The following is an 18,205-nucleotide window of genomic DNA, read 5'->3' as shown; positions in this document are numbered from 1 at the left end:
ATAGTTGACATCAACAGGGAGGTCTCCCTCATTTTTTACAATCAACTGTCGCATATAATTGACATCGTGCCTAAGGATAGCTAGTCTATCCTCTCTCTTTACCATAGAATGTCGCATATATTTTACACGAAAGGAGAACCAATGAACCGTGTCAAAGATTATCGCCTACTGCTAGGGATTTCCCAGCTGGATCTTGCCAAAGCCATCGGCGTATCCAGGCAAACCATCAACATGATTGAAAATAACAAATACAATCCCTCGCTAGACCTCTGTATCAACCTAGCCAAAGCTTTACAGACCGATCTTAACAGCCTCTTTTGGAATGAATAGAAAGGAAAATATCATGAAAAAGAATACACGCAAAGCCCTTATCTCTACCCTTATTTTTATCCCGCTCTTTGTCCTCTTTCAGCTTTGGGGCAATAGCAGAGCAGACATCCTGCACACCATCAGCCAAGCAACATTCTGGGTGAAAGTATTGATTGCTGGAACTGTCTACTTCCTAGGATTATCTTACCTGCCACTCATTTTTCGTCGTAAGTAAATAGGAGTATCGTATGAAAAAGGAAACCTTTCAAGATAAATTAATCAAACGATTTTACGGTATCGCTGGTCCCCTAGATGAATACCGCAAGCAAGAAGCCTTCCGACTAGGCAATACCTGCTTTATCCTGCTCTTTTGGGGCACCATGGCTCTTACCCTACTGGCACTTGCCCTATCCAAACGCTACCCAGAAGTCGTTGCCTATGGCTACCCAACTGCTCTACTCCTATCCACTCTTTCCTCCAGTATGTATATGACATCCAAGATGCGCCACAGCCAAGTGGACAGTTTAGATGTAGAAGAACTGACTAGTAAGGAACAGAAGCAGCTCAAGGGAGCAAGTTTCAAATTCGCCCTCTATTTCACTACCGTTATGTACATTTGGGTGGTTGTTTTCGGTGCCTGGATGGAGGGGCTCAACCCTCTCGACCATTTATTTGACCTCCGAAAGTTCCTAGCAGCCTGTCTAGGTGGTGTTTTCACGGGCATTGCTCTTGAAATCATGTTACGCAAACGCATGAAAAAGGCAGAAAAACTAACTGTCAGCTCTGCTATTTCCAAAGAAGAACCCAAGTGGCTCCAAACTATGATACGGCACTTCTATGGTATCCGTGGTCCTTTAGACGAGTACCGACGGACCAAGGCAGACACTATCGGCGGACAGGCCTTTATCTACTACTTCTACTTCCTAGCTCTTGGAAATGCCATCGCCTACTTCCTAGCTATCCGCTATTCTCTGGAGGTGGCTACCTACTATCCAATGATCATTGCCTTCTTCAGTATTATCCTAATTGGTATCGTTAATATGCGCACCCTCCATGCTGACCTGCCTCAATATGACGTGGACGAACTAAGCCCTGAGGAAAGACAAGCCCGGCCCCTTAACCCACTTCTCTGGGGATTGGGAGTTGCCCTGCTATCCAGCCTCTTTGCTGGGCTGGCAGACCTCTTTAGCCTCCAGCTTCCCCTACTGGATTCCATCTTCCACGTAAAATCCCTCCTCTTCGGTGGCATGATGGGCCTCTTTGCCAGTCTAGCCCTGTCTGCCATTGCCTATCTGCAAAAACTGGAAGCAGATACTGCCAAGAAAAAATAAGGAGCTGACACCATGAATAAACCTTTTACACCAAAACAAACCTGTCGATTTTTCGTTCTCTTTTATAGTTTACTTTCTGCCTTCTTCATCTACTCTTACATGGTCAATGAGCCAATTAGCGGTTCATTCTTGCTCATGCTACCGACCATTCAAATCATCAAATCCTATAAAACAGCCGAAGAAAAACGCTACTTTCTCATTCAATCTGTCTTTGCACTGTTTGCCATGACCTTGACTTATTCTGTAGGCATTTGGCTAGGGCATGTCAAACCACTTGCCCTCATCCTTCCTGCTGGATTTGCTCTTGCTATTCTTTATCGACTGTATTTCAAAAAGGAGGAAGATAGATGAACAACTTCAACACAAAATTAGTCCTTTCCTTGTTTGTTCTCGCCTATGCGACCATTTGTGGCTTGTTTATCCACAGTTTTCTGACTGGGGACGCCCCACCAATCTTAATCTTACTGTTCACTATTCTTCCAATCGTAAATAGCAACTGGCAAACTACCCGTCCAGAATCAAATGTTGTCCAAAAAGCTATCTATCTTTATCATAAACCGCTGCTCTGGTTTCTCTTTGCAGGTTTTGCCCTAACTTTCTCCATTGGATTTTTCGCTGGGAAAATACAACCACTGCATGCTGGATTTTGGGGAATGTTAGCCATCCTACTTTTCTCTAGATAATTGAAAAAGTAATCTGTATTCAAGATTTTACAAAGCAAATTTTTTTCTATACAATAGACTGTATATGACAATCAAATCTATTCTCAAACAACTCAAATTATTTGATTATATCTTAATCGGATTCACCCTCATCTTATCCTTTCTTCCAGCAATTTTTACCTATGCACATCTGACAACAGATACAAATGAGGCAAAAACGATTGCCTATGTCCGCATCAATGGTGAGGTGGTCGACCAATTTGAATTATCAAAGGACACACCACATCAAGAAAAGACCTACTATCCCAATGAAGGGCAATACAACATCATTGAAGTTGATGGCGAACGCATTCGGGTCAAGGAAGACAATAGCCCAGACCAAATTGCCGTTATGACCAGCTGGATTAGCCAGCCAGGAGAACTCTCCGTCTGCCTGCCACATAACCTATTGATTGAAATAAAATCCGTTGGCGGGGAAAGCACTGACGAAGAAGAACTCATTTTACCACTATAACAAAGAAGACACAGCCTGATGAACGACTGTGTCTTTCCTTTTTAGAAAATAAGGGCTAAAGCAAGTATCACCACATATAGCAGCGCAAAGAGTACAAAACTCTTTACTGCCTCGATAAAGGTTTCCCGTTTGACTTGCTTTTTCAAAAATGTTTCTAGACTCTTATAAGCAGGCAAAACACCGATTAAACCGATCAGTGCCCAGATTGGTAAGAATCCAGTCAGACAGTAGATTATCCACAGCAACCATGGTAAACTTGCCAAGACAAAATACAATTTAAGAGCATTTTTCTTGCCAATATAGTAAACCAGAGTATAACGATGGTTGCGAATATCTTCTTCTAAATCACAGGTATTGTTGGCCAACATGATATTGGCTATCAAACATACCAAGGGAAGGGACATGAAAATAATGTCTATTATTTTGGTCCAAGAGAATTGCAAGGTCATCCACTGACCACTCACCTGACTAAGTAGGAGTAAGTCTGGTTGCTGAATAAATACAGCAAGAAAGAAAATCCCAAATCCCATGGTTACTCCAGAGAAAACTTCACCCAGTGGCATTCTCGAAAGCGGAATAGGTCCAAAGGTATAAAAGATACCAATGAGGAAACAGAGAGCGCCCATCGGCAGGAGGAGCCAACTGGTCCGCCATACAAGGAGTAATGAAACCAGTAGAGAAAAAATAAGTAGGGCAAGGACGATTCCAATCATCTGACGGAAATCTAGAGAGAATTTTCCAATCACATTGCTTTCCTGACGATAGGTTTCATCCTTGGCCTTGTGGTAGTCCATGCTATTGTTGATGGCAGTTGTGCACATGTCAAAGCTAAGAACGGCAATAATGAACAAAAGTGTGTTGAGCCAATTGAAAGCTTGATAGCGATACAGGCTCCATAAAATCCCCAGGGTCATCGGGAAAACACTAGCTACCTTGGTCTTCATTTCAACAAATTCTAGAAATACGGGTAAACTGAGCCCTTTAGTTGATTTATTCATTGACAAGATGATACTCCTCATTTGTTAATTCAAAACTTTCCTTCAAGCCATCACTCAGATGAACGCCCTGCTCCTTATCGATGAAAACAGCTTCTACACCGTCAATCTGATTGATAAAGTCAAGACCTTTTTCCACACCTAGTAAGAAGAGAGTTGTGGATAAGGCATCTCCTTGGATAGATGTTTTGGAAAAGACTGTCACACCTGAAATATCGTTTTCCACAGGATAGCCAGTTTTTGGATCCAGAATATGGTGGTATTTAACTCCGTCCACCTCTAAGTAGCGCTCATAAATACCTGAGGTAACAACCGAATCATGTGTCCCTGGCACAGAACCGACCGTTGATCCACGCACTTGGTCTGGGTCTTGAACTCCAACATTCCAACCATTTTGTGTCGTTGGCGAATCCCCCATAACCACCACATTCCCGCCTAGATTGATGATAGCTGTCGTAATCCCTTTGCTGGCAAATAATTCTCTAACCTTATCTGCAATGTAACCTTTGGAAATGGCTCCTAATTCTAGCGTCATTCCTTCTTTGATAAAGACGGTCTTCTTCTCCTTATCTAAAGTAATGTCTTTATAATTGATAAATGGCAGAGCAGCTTTGATTTCTTCATCACTCGGTTTACGTGCATCCTCATCTCCAATTTTCCACAGATTGCTCACAGCTCCAATGGAAATGTCAAATAGCCCCTGACTTTCTTTACTCATGTCAATAGCTGTTTCAATCACTTCAAAGGTACGTTCATCCACCTTGACAGCTTCTTTTCCTGCTGCCTGATTGATACGGTAGACATCTGCCCCTTCCAAGTTTGTGGACAACAGACTTTCCATCTCCTTGATATAGGAGACAGCTTCATCCATCGCTTCTTCCTGATTTTCATGATAAATGCTCAATTGCACTACTGTGTGAAGTAAGCTTTCACTACGAGTCAACGGAGTTTTCACAACAGATAAACTTTCGTTTTGTTTACCACCACAGGCAACAAGCAAAACCATCAGTAGGCCCACGAACAATAGACTTGCAATTTTTTTCACTGATTTTACCTTCCCCAAAAAATAAGAAGACACAGTAGCCAAACAAGTGCGACTGTGTCTTTTCTGTATAGACTTAATTAGTCAAGTTTTACAGTTTCTGTTTTTCCTTCAGCAGCTGCTGCAAGAAGGGCTTCTGTACTCTTCTTGAAGTCTTCAGAAGTATGAGTTGCACCTGATACAACTTCAACAGCTGAGAGGTCTTGTTTCTCAACCAAAGCTGCATTGAGTTGTTCAATTGCTTCACCAGCAGAAACTCCAGCTTTATCTTTCATGTTTTTGTTGTACTCTTCATTTGCTGATTTAAGACTTCCATCTTCAGCTTCGTAGTCAAATTTTGACTCACTGATTTTTCCATCTTTAACAGTCAATGTGTGAACAATTTTGTAGCCATAATCGTCTTTGCCTGACTCAGCTTTGTAAGTACCATCTTTCAATACTACTGTTTCTGTAGTTGAAGATGAAGTTGAAGTAGATTCTTGTTTAGAACCGCAAGCGGCAAGTGCAAATACCGCACCAAGAACTACCAAACTTTTCAACACAACTTTAGTTGTTTTCATAACAATACTCCTTTTGTAAAGTAAATAGTTTTATATTTATAATGATATACCGAATAAACTAAATTGTCTAGTATTTTTTTAAAAATAATGACTAAAAACTATTGCCACCAAATTTTGCATAGATGCAGTCGATAACTGTGGTATTCTATCTACAAAATTCATCATTTTTTCCAAATAGCTAACAATCAGTTTCTCTGTTTTGGCAATAGCATGTGTTGCAAAAATCCTATCTGTAAGGCTTTCCAACCCTTCTGCCGTAGGGGATTGAATATAGGCCCGCAATTGCTGCTGGATAGACTTGTCTTCTCGCATAGCAAATAGTAGCGGTGCAGTATAGATACCATTTTGAATATCTTGCAATCTAGGTTTTCCTGATGCTGCTACATCCAGCTGATAGTCAATTAAGTCATCTCGTAGCTGAAAGGCCATGCCAAGTGCTTGCCCAGACCGAAAAGCCATGCTACTGTCTTTCCTAGATTGGCCTGGTACAAAGCTCCCCAACTGACAGGCAAGTCCAAATAGAAAAGCTGTTTTTCCTTGAATTTGCTTGAGATAGGCTTTCATAGTCATATTGGCATCAAATTGATTGAGTAGCTGAGATAATTCCCCTCGAAGAATTGTTTCCATCAGCTTATCATTGCCCAAATCCAAATCATCACGTGATACTTCTAGCAAACGAAGCCCTTTTCCAAATAGTCGACTTGAATAGGCAAGAAGATAATCACCCGTGTAGATAGCGATTCGATTAGAAAATTGTTGATGAGCCGCTGTGACTCCCCGCCGTTTATCCGCGCCATCAATCACATCGTCATGAATCAGAGTCGCCAGATGCAGGACTTCTAAATGGGCAGCAAAATATAGCTTTGAACGGCTAATCTTTCCTTCCGTCATTTGTGCAAAGAGCAGACAGAGGCCGGCACGCAGGTATTTCCCTGGTGCCTCTACATATTCAACAATCTTCGCTGTAACTGCTGGATGCAGGACCATCATCTCAGATAAGATGATGGATTTTACCTCTTCAAGTCCCCTCTCAATCTCAGGATAGGTATTCCAAATTTGATGTACCACTAACTTTCTATATTTCCTTTATTTTTTATCCTTGATACGGTAAATATGCTTCGGCTTTCCATAAATCTTCTTGTCTAGGAAACGACCCAACCATGGCATAATCCAGTAGTCTAGACCGAAGGCTCTACCCGCACCGTTCATAAGAGAAATAGCTGCTGGGATGAACCAAATATTTACCCAGTAGAACATGCCTGACAGGCTGAACATAACTACCAAAGCAACGGTTGCAGCAGATACAATCCATACAAAGGCACCAGCAATCAAAGCCAGACCAATACCGATTTCTGCTACTGTCATAAATTTTTGCATAAAGAGTGCTACTTCTTGGTTTGGCATCATAAATTCCATGATAGTAGCAAACCAATCAGGCATTTTGTCCAAAACAGCCATCGGTGCTTCACCATAGGCATAGCTCAAACCAAAAATCGGTTCAGCGGCTTCTGCTGTAGCAGTTGCCGCTTGTGAGGCACTTGAAACCGCCTCAGCAGCAGATGCACCAGATACTGGATCAGCTAACCAAGGGAATGGGAAGACAACTTGATCCCCAAACCATGATGTTGTTCCAAATAGACCAAAGGCTTTCTTGATACCTTCGTAGAGCCATACTGAACCATAAAGGACACGCATTGGCACAGACCAGAGAAGATTTCCTTTGCCTGAAGTATGACCTCCGAAAATGTTTCGCTTATTCTGAATGTCAAAGAATTCATGACGAACATAAGAACCCATGTAGAAGAAACTACGGATGGTAAAGAAGTAGAGTAGGTTTACCATGTGTTTGACAGCCATTGCCATAAAGCCTGACATGTGGTATTTGTCCATCAAGAAGGCTACACCGTAGCGTGCTCCAATAGATACCATAAACCCATCATATTTACCTTTGTAGCTATGTTTTTCGCCACCCTTGATTGCTGCAATAATATTACTTGCCGCAGTATGGCCTGTCTGTTCAGCTGCTTGTACAATCTGTGGAGTTGGTTTCCCTTCTGATTCTTCGAAGTAAACCAAGTCACCAGCTACATAGACATTTTCCTTGCCTTTCGCTTCCATGAACTCATTGGCTACCAAACGACCTGCACGTGCTTTTTCAATACCAAATTCACTTGCGTCTGTATTGGCTTGAACACCAGCTGTCCAAATAGAGGTATAGGTAGGAATTTGACGACCTGATGAAAGTGTCAAGCTATCTTCTTGTACACTTGCTACACCATCACCAAGAACCAATTCAACACCTTTTTTCTCAAGGTATTTGCGAGCCTTGACTTGCTCTTTTTCAGTAACCATAGCCAAGATATTTGGCGTTGCCTCAACAACCTTAAGTGAGAATTCTTTTGGATCCAACTTGAACTCACGTGCCAAAATTGGTACCCAGTCAATCAACTCACCGATCATCTCAATACCTGTGAAGCCAGCACCGATAACGGTAAAGGTTAAAAGAGCGCGACGTTTGGCTTCATCATGCTCACGCATGGCACGATAGCAAGCATCAATCATGTGATCATGCAAACGTTCTGCTGCTTCGATAGACCAAAGTGTAAAACCGTGTTCTTTAACACCTTTCACACCAAAGTCATTAGCCTCACCACCCATTGCAAGGAGCAGGTAATCAAAATCCAGAGTTTGGTGTTCCGCAACTACTTGTTTCTTATCGTAGTCAATCTCAACAACCTTGTCTGTTACTAATTGAACCTTTGGATATTTTTTGAAGATACGTTGAAGGTCATACTTGATTGCATTGGCTTCTACACGCCCTGCCGCAACTTCATGCAACTCTGTCATATAGGTATGGAAAGAGTTCTTATCAATCAAGGTAACTGTTACATCTTGATCCTTTTTAAAGGTTTTCCCTAGCAATCGAGCTGCTGCAATCCCCGCATAACCAGCACCGACAATCACAATATTTTTCGTCACAATGTTTCCTCCTTGTGAAAATCAAAACAAATTACATGTTTTCATTATACCGCATTCCAAGATAGTTGACAAGCGAATTTCAATAATTAGTAATATACAACAAACAAAACTTGCCATAGTGAACAAAAACAAGTATGATAGTAAAATAGATAATCGACTAGAAAGAGTTTTTTCTCTACACCATGAATTCTAAACGTCAAACACTTAACTTTATTACGATGCTGGCAGCTCAGGCAGTTGTCATTTCTTTGATTGAACGACTCATCACCCCCCCATTTGCTTTTGCTCCAGGTGCCAAGCTAGGACTGGGAAATTTGATTAGCTTAATTGCTATTTTTACCCTCCCTACAAAGGATAGCCTAAAGGTTGTCGCACTACGCTTGCTCATCTCAACCTTTCTGGGAGGCACCTTTTCAACCTTCCTCTATGGCTTTGCCGGAACTACTTTGAGTTATGTAGGAATGCTCTCTGCCAAGCAGCTCGGTCCAAACCGTGTCAGTCCTATTGGAATTTCTATTCTGGGTGGGATGTTGCACAATCTTGGTCAGCTTCTTGTTTTTGCTACCATCGCACGTTCTTTCTATGTACTGAACTACCTGCCAATCCTCGCTTTTACAGGAATTTTATCAGGCTTATTGGTCGGACTGGCTGCTACCTACCTCCTCCAAAAGGTCGGACCTTTACGTCACTATCATCAACAAGTCTTAGCAGAATGGAAATAAATCTCCCTAGGTCAACTAAGGAGATTCTTTTTATGGTCCGCACTACTTTTTCATTGCACATAATAATTTCCCCATAATCCCGTTGTCACAAATAAAATGAGCCACCTGAGCCACCACTTATAAACACCACTTATAAAATCCATGGTAATAAAAAATAATGAAACTTTCAAGAAGAGAAAAAATCAGGTTCTTTGCGTGTTTTAGTCGTACATTTTCTTTCTTTTGTGCTACAATATCTTCATCTTTTATTTTTTGAGCAAAGGTAGAATTATGTCACCATTTAGGATCAAACTTTCTCCCAGTCAGCGAATCATTATCAGTTTCTTATTCGTGATTCTGACTGGATCAATTTTACTAAGTCTTCCCATTTCACAAATTAGCACCTCTACAGCAAGTTATTGGGATCATCTCTTCACATCTGTCTCCATGGTTTGTGTAACAGGGCTATTTACCAAAGCCGTTGCTGAAACCTATTCTACTTTTGGACAGATTATCTGTATGATGCTAATCCAAATTGGTGGTTTGAGCTTGATAGGATTCATCGGTCTCTTCGCTTTACGCGGTGGCCGTAAAATGAATTTCATCAATATGGCAACCTTACAAGAGGCTCTAAACCGATCTGACACAAAATATTTTCGTAGCTTCCTCAAATCAGCTTTTGGTTTTACCTTGGCGGTCGAAGCCTTTGGAGCCCTCTTACTTTCCTTCCATTTTGTACCTGAATTTGGATGGGCGAGAGGTTTATTCACCTCGATTTTCGTAGCTATTTCAGCCTTTTGTAATGCTGGTTTTGATAATTTTGGTGCAACTAGCATCATGCGTTATGTGGATAATCCTCTGATTAACCTAACATTAGCCAGTCTCATTATTATGGGAGGTCTTGGATTCTCAGTTTGGTTCGACCTTCAAACACAAATCGGGCAAAAACGTAGCCTACGAAAACTAGGGTTCCATACAAAGATTGTTCTAGGGCTAACAGCTATTATACTAACCCTCGGAACTCTGACAACCTTACTCACCGAATGGAACAACCCTTCTACTATCGGGCAACTATCATTTGGCCATAAATTATTAGCCAGCTTTTTCCAGACGGTCACCATGCGAACCGCTGGTTTTGCCAGTATTGACTACACGAAGGCTGAACCAATCACCCTCTTGCTCTATATCTTTCAGATGATGCTTGGCGGAGCCCCAGGTGGAACAGCCGGCGGTATTAAAATAACCGCCTTCCTAACCTTAGTGCTCTATGCTCGTAGCGAGATTCTCGGTCTCCCTCATACCAACTTTATGGGTCGAACCATCGATAACCTCAGCATCCGCAAAGCTTTTGCGACATTCTCAGTCTTCCTTCTCATGTTCATCATCGGGCTCTTCGCACTTGCCCTAACAGATGACCGACAACCACTTCTATTTTTAATGTTCGAGGTCATGTCAGCACTAGCCACTGTAGGTGTTACGGCCAATCTGACTCCAAGTCTAACCATGGCCGGTCAAGCAGTCATTATGGCACTCATGTTCTTCGGCCGTATCGGTCCACTTTCTATTCTCGCAAGCCTTTCTGTTCGAAAATTATCTAAAACCGAAAGTCTTCAATACGCAAAATCATCTATGCTTGTCTAAAAGGAGAAATCATGCCAAACTATACTATCGGAATTCTCGGTCTGGGAGTTTTTGGTACTACCATTGCAAAAACATTACACAATTACGATTGCAATATCATTGCTATCGATAATCATGAGCAACGTATCAATCATCTAGAACCTATTCTCACGCGCGGTATTGTCGGAGACATCACCGATCGCTCGCTCCTACGTGCAGCAGGAATCGGTAACTGCGATGCTGTTGTTGTAGCTACTGGCGAAAACTTGGAATCCAGTGTTCTTGCTGTTATGCATAGCAAGGTCCTAGGTGTTCCTATGGTCATTGCCAAAGTCAAAGGAACAACTGCGAAAGAAGTCCTTCTTCGTGTTGGTGCCGACAAGGTTATTTCTCCCGAACGCGAAACTGGTATTTCCCTAGCAAAACAATTACTCCACCGCGACACAACCAGCCTCTTTGAGCTCGAAGGCAATGTTTCCATTGTCGAGTTTCACCCGCCAGTAAAATGGATTGGCAAAACACTCGGCGAATTAAAACTCCGCCAACATTATAAACTCAATATTATCGGTTACCGAAGTGGCGAAAATCAGGAATTAAACATCCAACTGACTCCTGACTATGTCTTCAAATCTGACGAACTCATCTTAGCAGTAACAGACCATAATACTGTCGATCATTTTGAAGAGCTGACAAATTAAATAACAAATTTACGCCCTATACTCCGTTCTCAGGAGAAATATTTTATCCCTAGAAAGCCTACTAGACTATCATTTATCTAGTGGGCTTATCATCTGTCAAAAGGAGACGTTATGAATGATTTAACCAAAGGAAAGCCGATTGCGGTTATCTTACAATTCGCTATTCCCTTGTTGATTGGATCTTTTTTTCAACTGGCCTATAATTTTGCTGATTCCATGATTGTGGGGCATACTTTGGGAAAGGATGCCTTTGCAAGTGTCGGTTCGACAGCCAGCCTGATTTTTTTAATCATCGGCTTTGCCCAAGGTGTCACCAATGGATTAACCATTATTTCTGCCCAACGCTTTGGAGCTGGCGACTTAGAGGGGCTTAAAAAATCTTTTGTCCACGGACTCTTCTACGCTTCCCTCATCAGCCTTTTACTAACAGTCTCAGCCTTAGCATTTTTGAAACCTATCTTGGTCTTAATGCAAACGCCTGTGAGTATCATCAACCACTCCCATGCCTTTCTAACGGCCATGTTTGGAGGATTGACCTTTACTATTTTTTATAATTTCCTGTCTTCAGCCCTACGCAGTCTCGGAAACTCTAAAACACCTCTACTTGCTCTAGTTATCGCTTGTTTTATCAATATTGGTCTGGATTTTTTCTTTATCTTAGTCATGAACTGGGGCGTTTTCGGAGCTGGCTTTGCAACTATCCTTGCCCAAGCCTGTTCGGTCCTCTTTCTTATTTTTTACATTATCCACAAGGTACCTCACTATCATATTGGACTAGCTGATTTAAAATTGGATAGGGATAATCTCAAGAAACATGCCCAGCTTGCTTTTCCAATGGGATTTCAAGCCAGTATTATCGCCATCGGAGCCATGACCTTGCAGTTTATGGTCAACCAACTAGGAACAGACGCCATCGCCGCCCAGGCCATTGCCCTTCGTACTGACCAGTTGGCTATGCTGCCCATGGTTAATCTGGGCTTGGCTATCGCAACCTTTACTGCTCAGAACTACGGTGCCAAACTCTATGACCGTATTCGAGAAGGGGTGCGCCACTCATTACTCCTCAGCATTGCTTGGGCCATTGTATTTGCGGTCATTCTCATCTTGGGCAATCGTTTCTTTTCTGGTCTATTTCTGCCAAACGCCAGTCAAACAGTTCTGGACTTGGCTCTTGTTTACTACATCATTAACGGCTCTTGTTACTGGATTGTTGCTTCCCTCTTTATTCTTCGTAGCTTTATTCAGGGACTTGGCAAGGGCTTTATTCCAACACTAGCAGGCTTTGGGGAATTAATTTTCCGAGCAGCAGTCGCCATCATCGGCATGCAGTATTTCGGCTTCTATGGAACCGCCGCCGCTAACCCCGCCGCCTGGATCGGAAGCATCTTGGTCCTCATTCCAAGTTCCATCATCTTTATGAAAAAATTAAAAGCTGACCAAAGTATATAAAGAAAGCGCATGAAACTCTCATGCGTTTTTAAAATAGTATTTTCGTAAGAATTGGATATGAAGGAGATTCCAAAACGTAGCATAGCTGATCGCCACTACAAAAGCTATGCCGTAATGCCAATTAAATTCCAGCACAAGGCTGACAAAAAGGATGATTCCAAGAAGGACCAATAACAAACTACTTGTCTTTTTCTTATCCCACTTAAAATAGGCTAACAAGGGTTGGTCAGGACAAGCTCGCACTTCCTTGAACTGTTTGAAACTAGCTCCAAGACTGGCTCCTGCCGCCCCTATAATTGCACCAGAATAATAGTGAGGAAGGAGGTGGACCGACAAATAAGCGACCGTAACATAGGCAAGCACCAACAAGGCATACATCAGTTTTTTCATGACAAATCCTCCCTGAACCTATTATATCTCTATTTTATCATTTACAAACTAAGTAAACAAGTAAATACATATTCTCAAAAGCACAAAAAAGACTAGAAAACCTAGTCTTTCCTTGTTTATTATCATTTATTCTTAGGAATTTGGATCATCCAAACTACGGCCATGCAAGCCCTTTTCACGTTGGACTTGACGGAGTTTCTCTGGCGTCACATCGTTACCGTCTTCATCAACCAGTTTAATCCCCTCAATATGATGACGGATTGCTCGACGATACCCCTCAATATATTCTTCCCTGAGCTGAGCCTGTTCAACTTTTTCCTCTGGTGTCAAGGTACCAGCTTTTTTCTTTTTAGCCAATTCATTGATCCGATCGATTTTTGCTTGTTCCATGTCTACCTCCTACTTACTATTCAAGAGATTGAAGACGGCCACTGCACTTGCCTTATCCGCCAAGGCTTTCAAGAGAGCCAAACGGTTGGCTTTAACCGCTGCGTCGTCTGCCATGACCATGGTATTGTCGAAGAAGGCCGCGATGACTGGACTCAAAGCAAAGAGTTTGTCCAAATTGCCCGCCATGTCTTCTGTCAACTCCAAGCTAGATACTGCCACAGCAAGGGCTTTTTCCTGGTCGTTTTCGAAGAGAGCCTCGTCAACCGCAGTTGCCTCCGCCTTTTCAGCCAAGTTGAAGACACGTGACAAGTTTTCCACGGCTTCCTTGTAGTCAGCCTCTTTTGATTTTTGGAAAATAGCAGAGCTGGCTGCCAGTTGTAGTCTGACCACAAAGGTTGAGCTGGCAAGTACAGCCTCACGGATGTCTTTCGGAATCGCCTTATCCATCATCTTCTCCACACGGGCACGGATAAAGTCCATCACAGCTGGCTGGTTGTCATAGGTCAAGCTGGCAAAGTTCAAGCTGTAGAGCTCCGCAATCAACTGATCCAATGGAATTTCCCAGCCAAAGGCTTCCAAAATCCGCACGATACCCTGTGTCGCACGACGAAGAGCGTATGGGTCGTTTGAGCCAGAAGGAATAAGACCTACTGAGAAGAAGGAGAGAAGGGTATCAAACTTGTCAGCCAGTGCCAAGACCGCACCGACCTTGCTTTCAGGCAATTCGCCTTCTGCTGAGTTTGGCAAGTAATGTTCACGGATTGCCGTTGCCACCGCAGGTTTTTCCCCTGCAAGCAGGGCATACTTCTCACCCATGATCCCTTGTAATTCGTCAAACTCGCCGACCATACCTGTCAAGAGGTCAAACTTGTAGATGTCCGCCGCACGTGCCACATCCGATTTTTCATCCGCAGACAAACCTGCCAAGTCAGCCAGTTTTTCTGCGATAACTTTGGTGCGTTCCATGTGCTCGTAAAGTGAGCCGATTTTCTCATGGAAGGTCACGACTTTGAGGCGTTCTACCAAGTCAGCAATCTTGAGTTTTTGGTCTTCACGCCAGAAGAACTCACCATCTTCCAGACGAGCCACCAAAACTTTTTCATTTCCTTTGATGACATTATCAATGTACTGGTCATTACCATTGCGGACGGAGATGAAGTTTGGCAAGAGTTTGCCAGCCTTATCACGCACCACGAAGTAACGTTGGTGATTTTTCATAGAAGTCACCAAAACCTCTTCTGGTACTTCCAGGTACTTGGTGTCAAAGGAGCCCATAAAGGCAGTTGGGTACTCGACCAAGTTGAGAACTTCATTGAGTAGGTCCTCATCAATCTCAACGGTCACATTGTGTTTGTCCTCGATAGCCTTGATTTGCTCAACAATCATATTTTGACGCTCTGCGGGGTCTGTAATGACAAACTGTGCTCGCAAGTCCGCCTCGTAAGAATCTGCACTTGCAATCTCAGTTTCATTTCCAAGGAAACGATGACCACGGCTGATGCGAGCGGACGAAATGTCCAAGAAGTCCATATCCAATGCCTCGTCATCCAAGAGAACGGTCAAGGTGTGGACAGGGCGGATGTAGGCGAATTTGTTGGAGGCCCAGTTCATGCTGACAGGGAAGGTCATAGCTTTCAAGACCTCTGGAATGCCCGCCAAGACTGCCTTAGCTGGCTGACCAGCTTCGTGTTTTGTCACGTAGACATACTCTTCACCCTTAATCTCGCGGAATTCGATGTCCACTGTCGTCAAGCCTTTGCCACGGACAAATCCTTCTGCAGCCTTGGTGAAGTTTCCGTCTGCGTCCAAGGCAATCTTCTTAGCAGGTCCCTTGAAATCTTCGGTCAAGTCTGTCTGCTGGTCCGCCAAACCACGCACACGAACAGCCAAACGGCGTGGCGTTGAAAAGACATCGATGCTGTCAAAAGCCAAACGGTTGTCTGTCAAAAAAGTCGCCATGCGGTCACGCAACTGGTGCATGGCTGGGGTTACGATGTAGGCAGGAATTTCTTCCAAGCCAAGTTCAACAAGTAAATTCTTTGTCATTATTCTGCGTCCTCCTTCAACAATTCTGCTCGTGTTGCTTCGTCTAAAAGTGGGAAGCCGAGTTTCTTCCGCTCTGCCACAAAGGTTTTGGCAACGACACGGGCAAGGTTACGGATACGGGCAATGTAACCTGCACGTTCAGTTACAGATACAGCTCCGCGGGCATCCAACAGGTTAAAGGTATGAGAACATTTGAGCACATAGTCAAAGGCTGGGTGAACCAAGCCCTCTTCCAAAGCCCGCTCTGCTTCTTTTTCAAACTTATTGAAGTTTTCAAGGAGCATATCCTGGTCTGATACTTCAAAGGAATATTTTGAATGCTCATATTCTGGCTGAATGAAAATTTCACCGTATTTAACGCCGTCTGCCCACTCGATATCGTAAACGGAGTCAACTTCTTGGATGTAGGAAGCCAAACGCTCCAAACCATAGGTTACTTCGGCTGTAACTGGACCTGTTGCCAAACCACCAACCTGTTGGAAGTAGGTAAACTGCGTAATTTCCATACCGTCCAACCAGACTTCCCAGCCAAGACCAGCAGAACCTGTTGACGGGTTTTCCCAGTTGTCCTCAACGAAACGAATGTCGTGCTCCAAAGGATTGATGCCCAAACGCTCCAAAGACTCCAAGTAAAGTTCTTGAATATTAGATGGCGATGGTTTCATGACCACTTGGAATTGGTGGTGCTGATACAAACGGTTTGGGTTTTCCCCGTAGCGACCGTCAGCAGGACGACGTGAAGGCTCAACATAAGCCGCATTCCAAGGCTCAGGACCGATCGCACGCAAGAATGTGTAGGGGCTCATGGTACCCGCACCCTTTTCCGTATCATAAGCCTGCATGAGCAAGCAGCCCTGCTCATTCCAAAATTGTTGTAAGGTCAAAATAATTTCTTGAAAGGTGAGTTTTTTAGACATATATTTCCTTCTTTCTATTATATTTCAAAATTGCTAGTTCTCCACACTCGGTATGGTTTCCACAAAAACAGCTTGTTCCGCCTGGTCCAGATAGGAACAGGTCATGGCTTCTAGGTCGATGACCCACTTGTAAATGCCTGCTTCTGCTGTTTCTTGGCAGAAGGTAGGGAAATCTGTTTGTCCTGCCTGGTGATTGCGTAAAATGGTCACAAACTGGTCCAGGTTGACTTGATCAGCAACAGGTATCGTTACCTGATAGCCCTGCTTTTCCAGAGTTTGGCCCGCCTTCGAACGATAGACAACCTGGCCAGACTGTATATCCACCGTATTTTCCACCATGCCCAAATTCTTGAAATAGGCAATCAGTTTAGGAAAATCAGGCCCAGTAAACTGTTCATGACCTCGATTGATATTTTCTAAGGTGAACATTGGTCTCCTTTCTTTATAGTAGCTGTCTTTCACCTTGAGATGAAAAACAAGAAATACTCGGTCGGCAGACAAAAAGAACCACATTCTCTTCCCCTGTCAACAGACATAGGGGCGTTGAGAACGCGGTTCCACCCTAATTTATTACTTCATTTGTATGATTCTGATTGAGTCGGACATGGTCACGACTGGGAAAGCGCCAATTATTTCAAGACTGGCTTGGCTTTCACTCTCCCAAGCTCGCTAGACAGGCTTTTGAAACAACCTTCTTTCATGCTTAGTATTGTAGCAGAAAAATCAGCATTTGTCTAGAAAGACCACTATTTATCCGAACACAATCCCGCTGACAAATCCTACAAGGCTATTGCAGGCGTATCGCGATCTAGTAGATATTTTTCTGGTACTACTCCCAAGAATTTTTCTGCGTGTTTACTGATAAAATCAAGGGCATTTTCCAAATCTTCTACTCTATCAGAATTGACCAACTCCATGACCAAGAAAGCATTCTTTGTCTCATCCGTAATCATGGTTCGCTCACCATCGCGCCAATTGAAACAGCGACAAACGGCGCCTTTATCATCCTTATAGCAAACTTCACCTGGTAGAGTTGGATTATTGTTTTCATCACCAATGAGATAGAATTCATCTCCACCCTCAGTGATCGTTAGTTGGAGATTGCCTACAAATGTATCTATATCTTCTGCACCACATGGAAGACCGAAACGCAAACTTGCTGCATTATAAATATCCACTAAGGGTGAGATTGTCGAAACTGGACGGTCACTAGCAGAACGCTTCAAAAGTGCTTCAATACTAGAACGTGCACCTTTTTTTGTTTTGAATTTTTGATAAGCTTGGCGATACGTTTGAATGACTTCATTTTCACTAAAAGTATCTTTTGTGAGAAATTTCTGGGCAATTCCGTTGCTTTCTTCCAGTAATTTCACTAAATCTTCTGGTGATTCTGATGGCGTTTTATAATCTTTCAATAATAGAACTCCAATTTTTGCGTCTGGAAATAGATTCCAAAAAGATGAATCAACAACAAATTGTGACATATTCTTACTCCTTTTTTATACAAAATCAGCACCCTATGAACATCTTCAAAGACCTAACGATGTTCATAAAATGCTGATGCATGACTACCCGGTGGCAGTAAATATTTGGTTGTTTTCA

The 18,205-nt window shown here is 42.9% G+C and carries 21 protein-coding genes; 10 read left to right on the top strand and 11 right to left on the bottom strand.

Features of this window, described 5'->3' with window-relative positions:
- Positions 1–141: 141 nt before the first annotated feature.
- The 6 genes from K5Q22_RS01530 to K5Q22_RS01505 all read left to right on the top strand — a co-directional run bounded on the left by K5Q22_RS01530 (position 142) and on the right by K5Q22_RS01505 (position 2,816).
- Positions 142–330 carry a helix-turn-helix transcriptional regulator gene (locus K5Q22_RS01530; RefSeq protein WP_002942681.1) on the top strand — a complete coding sequence of 63 codons (189 nt, stop codon included), beginning with the start codon at positions 142–144 and terminating at the stop codon, positions 328–330.
- A gap of 13 nt (positions 331–343) precedes the next feature.
- On the top strand, positions 344–544 hold the full coding sequence (locus K5Q22_RS01525; protein WP_105121496.1) for a hypothetical protein: 201 nt from the start codon (positions 344–346) through the stop codon (positions 542–544).
- A 13-nt stretch (positions 545–557) separates the two neighbouring features.
- Positions 558–1,640, top strand: a complete 1,083-nt coding sequence (locus K5Q22_RS01520) for a DUF3278 domain-containing protein (RefSeq protein WP_205013326.1) — start codon at positions 558–560, stop codon at positions 1,638–1,640.
- Between the two features lie 12 nt (positions 1,641–1,652).
- Positions 1,653–1,991 (top strand): MFS transporter, encoded by a 339-nt coding sequence (locus K5Q22_RS01515; protein WP_205013327.1) that lies wholly within the window; start codon positions 1,653–1,655, stop codon positions 1,989–1,991.
- Positions 1,988–2,323 (top strand): hypothetical protein, encoded by a 336-nt coding sequence (locus K5Q22_RS01510; RefSeq protein WP_205013328.1) that lies wholly within the window; start codon positions 1,988–1,990, stop codon positions 2,321–2,323. Before K5Q22_RS01515 ends, K5Q22_RS01510 begins: the two co-directional genes overlap by 4 nt.
- Positions 2,324–2,387: 64 nt before the next feature.
- A complete protein-coding gene (locus tag K5Q22_RS01505) occupies positions 2,388–2,816 on the top strand; it encodes a NusG domain II-containing protein (protein ID WP_044676928.1) in 429 nt (142 codons plus the stop codon).
- 41 nt (positions 2,817–2,857) lie between these two features.
- On the opposite strand, the gene menA is transcribed toward K5Q22_RS01505, so the two are convergent.
- The 5 genes from menA to K5Q22_RS01480 all read right to left on the bottom strand — a co-directional run bounded on the left by menA (position 2,858) and on the right by K5Q22_RS01480 (position 8,392).
- The gene (gene menA / locus K5Q22_RS01500) at positions 2,858–3,814 is read right to left on the bottom strand and encodes a 1,4-dihydroxy-2-naphthoate polyprenyltransferase (RefSeq protein ID WP_205013329.1); all 957 of its coding nucleotides are present in this window, start codon (positions 3,812–3,814) and stop codon (positions 2,858–2,860) included.
- A complete protein-coding gene (locus tag K5Q22_RS01495) occupies positions 3,807–4,856 on the bottom strand; it encodes an FAD:protein FMN transferase (RefSeq protein WP_002938004.1) in 1,050 nt (349 codons plus the stop codon). The genes menA and K5Q22_RS01495 overlap by 8 nt, the downstream gene beginning before the upstream one ends.
- A 77-nt stretch (positions 4,857–4,933) precedes the next feature.
- Positions 4,934–5,413, bottom strand: a complete 480-nt coding sequence (locus K5Q22_RS01490) for an FMN-binding protein (protein ID WP_015647284.1) — start codon at positions 5,411–5,413, stop codon at positions 4,934–4,936.
- A 78-nt stretch (positions 5,414–5,491) separates the two neighbouring features.
- Complete coding sequence (locus K5Q22_RS01485; protein WP_024406624.1) at positions 5,492–6,481, bottom strand: polyprenyl synthetase family protein; 990 nt, start codon at positions 6,479–6,481, stop codon at positions 5,492–5,494.
- A gap of 18 nt (positions 6,482–6,499) precedes the next feature.
- A complete protein-coding gene (locus K5Q22_RS01480) occupies positions 6,500–8,392 on the bottom strand; it encodes an NAD(P)/FAD-dependent oxidoreductase (protein WP_205013330.1) in 1,893 nt (630 codons plus the stop codon).
- Between the two features lie 182 nt (positions 8,393–8,574).
- On the opposite strand from K5Q22_RS01480, the gene K5Q22_RS01475 reads away from it, so the two are divergent.
- The 4 genes from K5Q22_RS01475 (at position 8,575) to K5Q22_RS01460 (ending at position 12,860) form a co-directional block, all read left to right on the top strand.
- Positions 8,575–9,114, top strand: coding sequence for a Gx transporter family protein (locus K5Q22_RS01475; protein ID WP_012027668.1), 540 nt, complete (start codon positions 8,575–8,577; stop codon positions 9,112–9,114).
- 270 nt (positions 9,115–9,384) lie between these two features.
- On the top strand, positions 9,385–10,734 hold the full coding sequence (locus tag K5Q22_RS01470) for a TrkH family potassium uptake protein (protein WP_024406622.1): 1,350 nt from the start codon (positions 9,385–9,387) through the stop codon (positions 10,732–10,734).
- A gap of 11 nt (positions 10,735–10,745) precedes the next feature.
- A complete protein-coding gene (locus K5Q22_RS01465) occupies positions 10,746–11,411 on the top strand; it encodes a TrkA family potassium uptake protein (protein WP_014638537.1) in 666 nt (221 codons plus the stop codon).
- Positions 11,412–11,522: 111 nt separating this feature from the next.
- Positions 11,523–12,860 (top strand): MATE family efflux transporter, encoded by a 1,338-nt coding sequence (locus K5Q22_RS01460; protein WP_205013331.1) that lies wholly within the window; start codon positions 11,523–11,525, stop codon positions 12,858–12,860.
- An 18-nt stretch (positions 12,861–12,878) separates the two neighbouring features.
- Here the strand turns inward: K5Q22_RS01460 and K5Q22_RS01455 are convergent, their stop codons facing one another.
- From K5Q22_RS01455 to K5Q22_RS01430, 6 genes are all read right to left on the bottom strand, one after another.
- Entirely contained in the window at positions 12,879–13,250 is a 372-nt protein-coding gene (locus K5Q22_RS01455) for a hypothetical protein (protein ID WP_205013332.1), read from the bottom strand.
- 132 nt (positions 13,251–13,382) lie between these two features.
- Positions 13,383–13,640 (bottom strand): DUF896 family protein, encoded by a 258-nt coding sequence (locus tag K5Q22_RS01450; protein WP_002942632.1) that lies wholly within the window; start codon positions 13,638–13,640, stop codon positions 13,383–13,385.
- 9 nt (positions 13,641–13,649) lie between these two features.
- The gene (glyS, locus tag K5Q22_RS01445) at positions 13,650–15,686 is read right to left on the bottom strand and encodes a glycine--tRNA ligase subunit beta (RefSeq protein ID WP_205013333.1); all 2,037 of its coding nucleotides are present in this window, start codon (positions 15,684–15,686) and stop codon (positions 13,650–13,652) included.
- Positions 15,686–16,603 carry a glycine--tRNA ligase subunit alpha gene (gene glyQ, locus K5Q22_RS01440; protein ID WP_024399607.1) on the bottom strand — a complete coding sequence of 306 codons (918 nt, stop codon included), beginning with the start codon at positions 16,601–16,603 and terminating at the stop codon, positions 15,686–15,688. Before glyQ ends, glyS begins: the two co-directional genes overlap by 1 nt.
- Before the next feature lie 33 nt (positions 16,604–16,636).
- Positions 16,637–17,116 (bottom strand): DUF1398 domain-containing protein, encoded by a 480-nt coding sequence (locus K5Q22_RS01435; RefSeq protein WP_205013334.1) that lies wholly within the window; start codon positions 17,114–17,116, stop codon positions 16,637–16,639.
- 266 nt (positions 17,117–17,382) lie between these two features.
- Entirely contained in the window at positions 17,383–18,087 is a 705-nt protein-coding gene (locus K5Q22_RS01430) for a B3/4 domain-containing protein (RefSeq protein ID WP_205013335.1), read from the bottom strand.
- Positions 18,088–18,205 lie beyond the last annotated feature (118 nt).

It is taken from the genome of Streptococcus sp. 2018162 (assembly GCF_019754175.1).
Lineage (GTDB): Bacteria > Bacillota > Bacilli > Lactobacillales > Streptococcaceae > Streptococcus > Streptococcus hashimotonensis.
Note: the sequence above shows the minus strand (reverse complement) of the source record. Positions and strands in the feature narration are given on the sequence as shown.

Bases quoted from the DNA above. Each gene is read 5' to 3' on its own strand.
- K5Q22_RS01530 (WP_002942681.1), top strand. From the start codon at position 142: ATGAACCGTGTCAAAGATTATCGCCTACTGCTAGGGATTTCCCAGCTG.
- K5Q22_RS01525 (WP_105121496.1), top strand. From the start codon at position 344: ATGAAAAAGAATACACGCAAAGCCCTTATCTCTACCCTTATTTTTATC.
- K5Q22_RS01520 (WP_205013326.1), top strand. From the start codon at position 558: ATGAAAAAGGAAACCTTTCAAGATAAATTAATCAAACGATTTTACGGT.
- K5Q22_RS01515 (WP_205013327.1), top strand. From the start codon at position 1,653: ATGAATAAACCTTTTACACCAAAACAAACCTGTCGATTTTTCGTTCTC.
- K5Q22_RS01510 (WP_205013328.1), top strand. From the start codon at position 1,988: ATGAACAACTTCAACACAAAATTAGTCCTTTCCTTGTTTGTTCTCGCC.
- K5Q22_RS01505 (WP_044676928.1), top strand. From the start codon at position 2,388: ATGACAATCAAATCTATTCTCAAACAACTCAAATTATTTGATTATATC.
- menA (WP_205013329.1), bottom strand. From the start codon at position 3,814: ATGAATAAATCAACTAAAGGGCTCAGTTTACCCGTATTTCTAGAATTT.
- K5Q22_RS01490 (WP_015647284.1), bottom strand. From the start codon at position 5,413: ATGAAAACAACTAAAGTTGTGTTGAAAAGTTTGGTAGTTCTTGGTGCG.
- K5Q22_RS01475 (WP_012027668.1), top strand. From the start codon at position 8,575: ATGAATTCTAAACGTCAAACACTTAACTTTATTACGATGCTGGCAGCT.
- K5Q22_RS01470 (WP_024406622.1), top strand. From the start codon at position 9,385: ATGTCACCATTTAGGATCAAACTTTCTCCCAGTCAGCGAATCATTATC.
- K5Q22_RS01465 (WP_014638537.1), top strand. From the start codon at position 10,746: ATGCCAAACTATACTATCGGAATTCTCGGTCTGGGAGTTTTTGGTACT.
- K5Q22_RS01460 (WP_205013331.1), top strand. From the start codon at position 11,523: ATGAATGATTTAACCAAAGGAAAGCCGATTGCGGTTATCTTACAATTC.
- K5Q22_RS01455 (WP_205013332.1), bottom strand. From the start codon at position 13,250: ATGAAAAAACTGATGTATGCCTTGTTGGTGCTTGCCTATGTTACGGTC.
- K5Q22_RS01450 (WP_002942632.1), bottom strand. From the start codon at position 13,640: ATGGAACAAGCAAAAATCGATCGGATCAATGAATTGGCTAAAAAGAAA.
- glyS (WP_205013333.1), bottom strand. From the start codon at position 15,686: ATGACAAAGAATTTACTTGTTGAACTTGGCTTGGAAGAAATTCCTGCC.
- glyQ (WP_024399607.1), bottom strand. From the start codon at position 16,603: ATGTCTAAAAAACTCACCTTTCAAGAAATTATTTTGACCTTACAACAA.
- K5Q22_RS01435 (WP_205013334.1), bottom strand. From the start codon at position 17,116: ATGTGGTTCTTTTTGTCTGCCGACCGAGTATTTCTTGTTTTTCATCTC.
- K5Q22_RS01430 (WP_205013335.1), bottom strand. From the start codon at position 18,087: ATGTCACAATTTGTTGTTGATTCATCTTTTTGGAATCTATTTCCAGAC.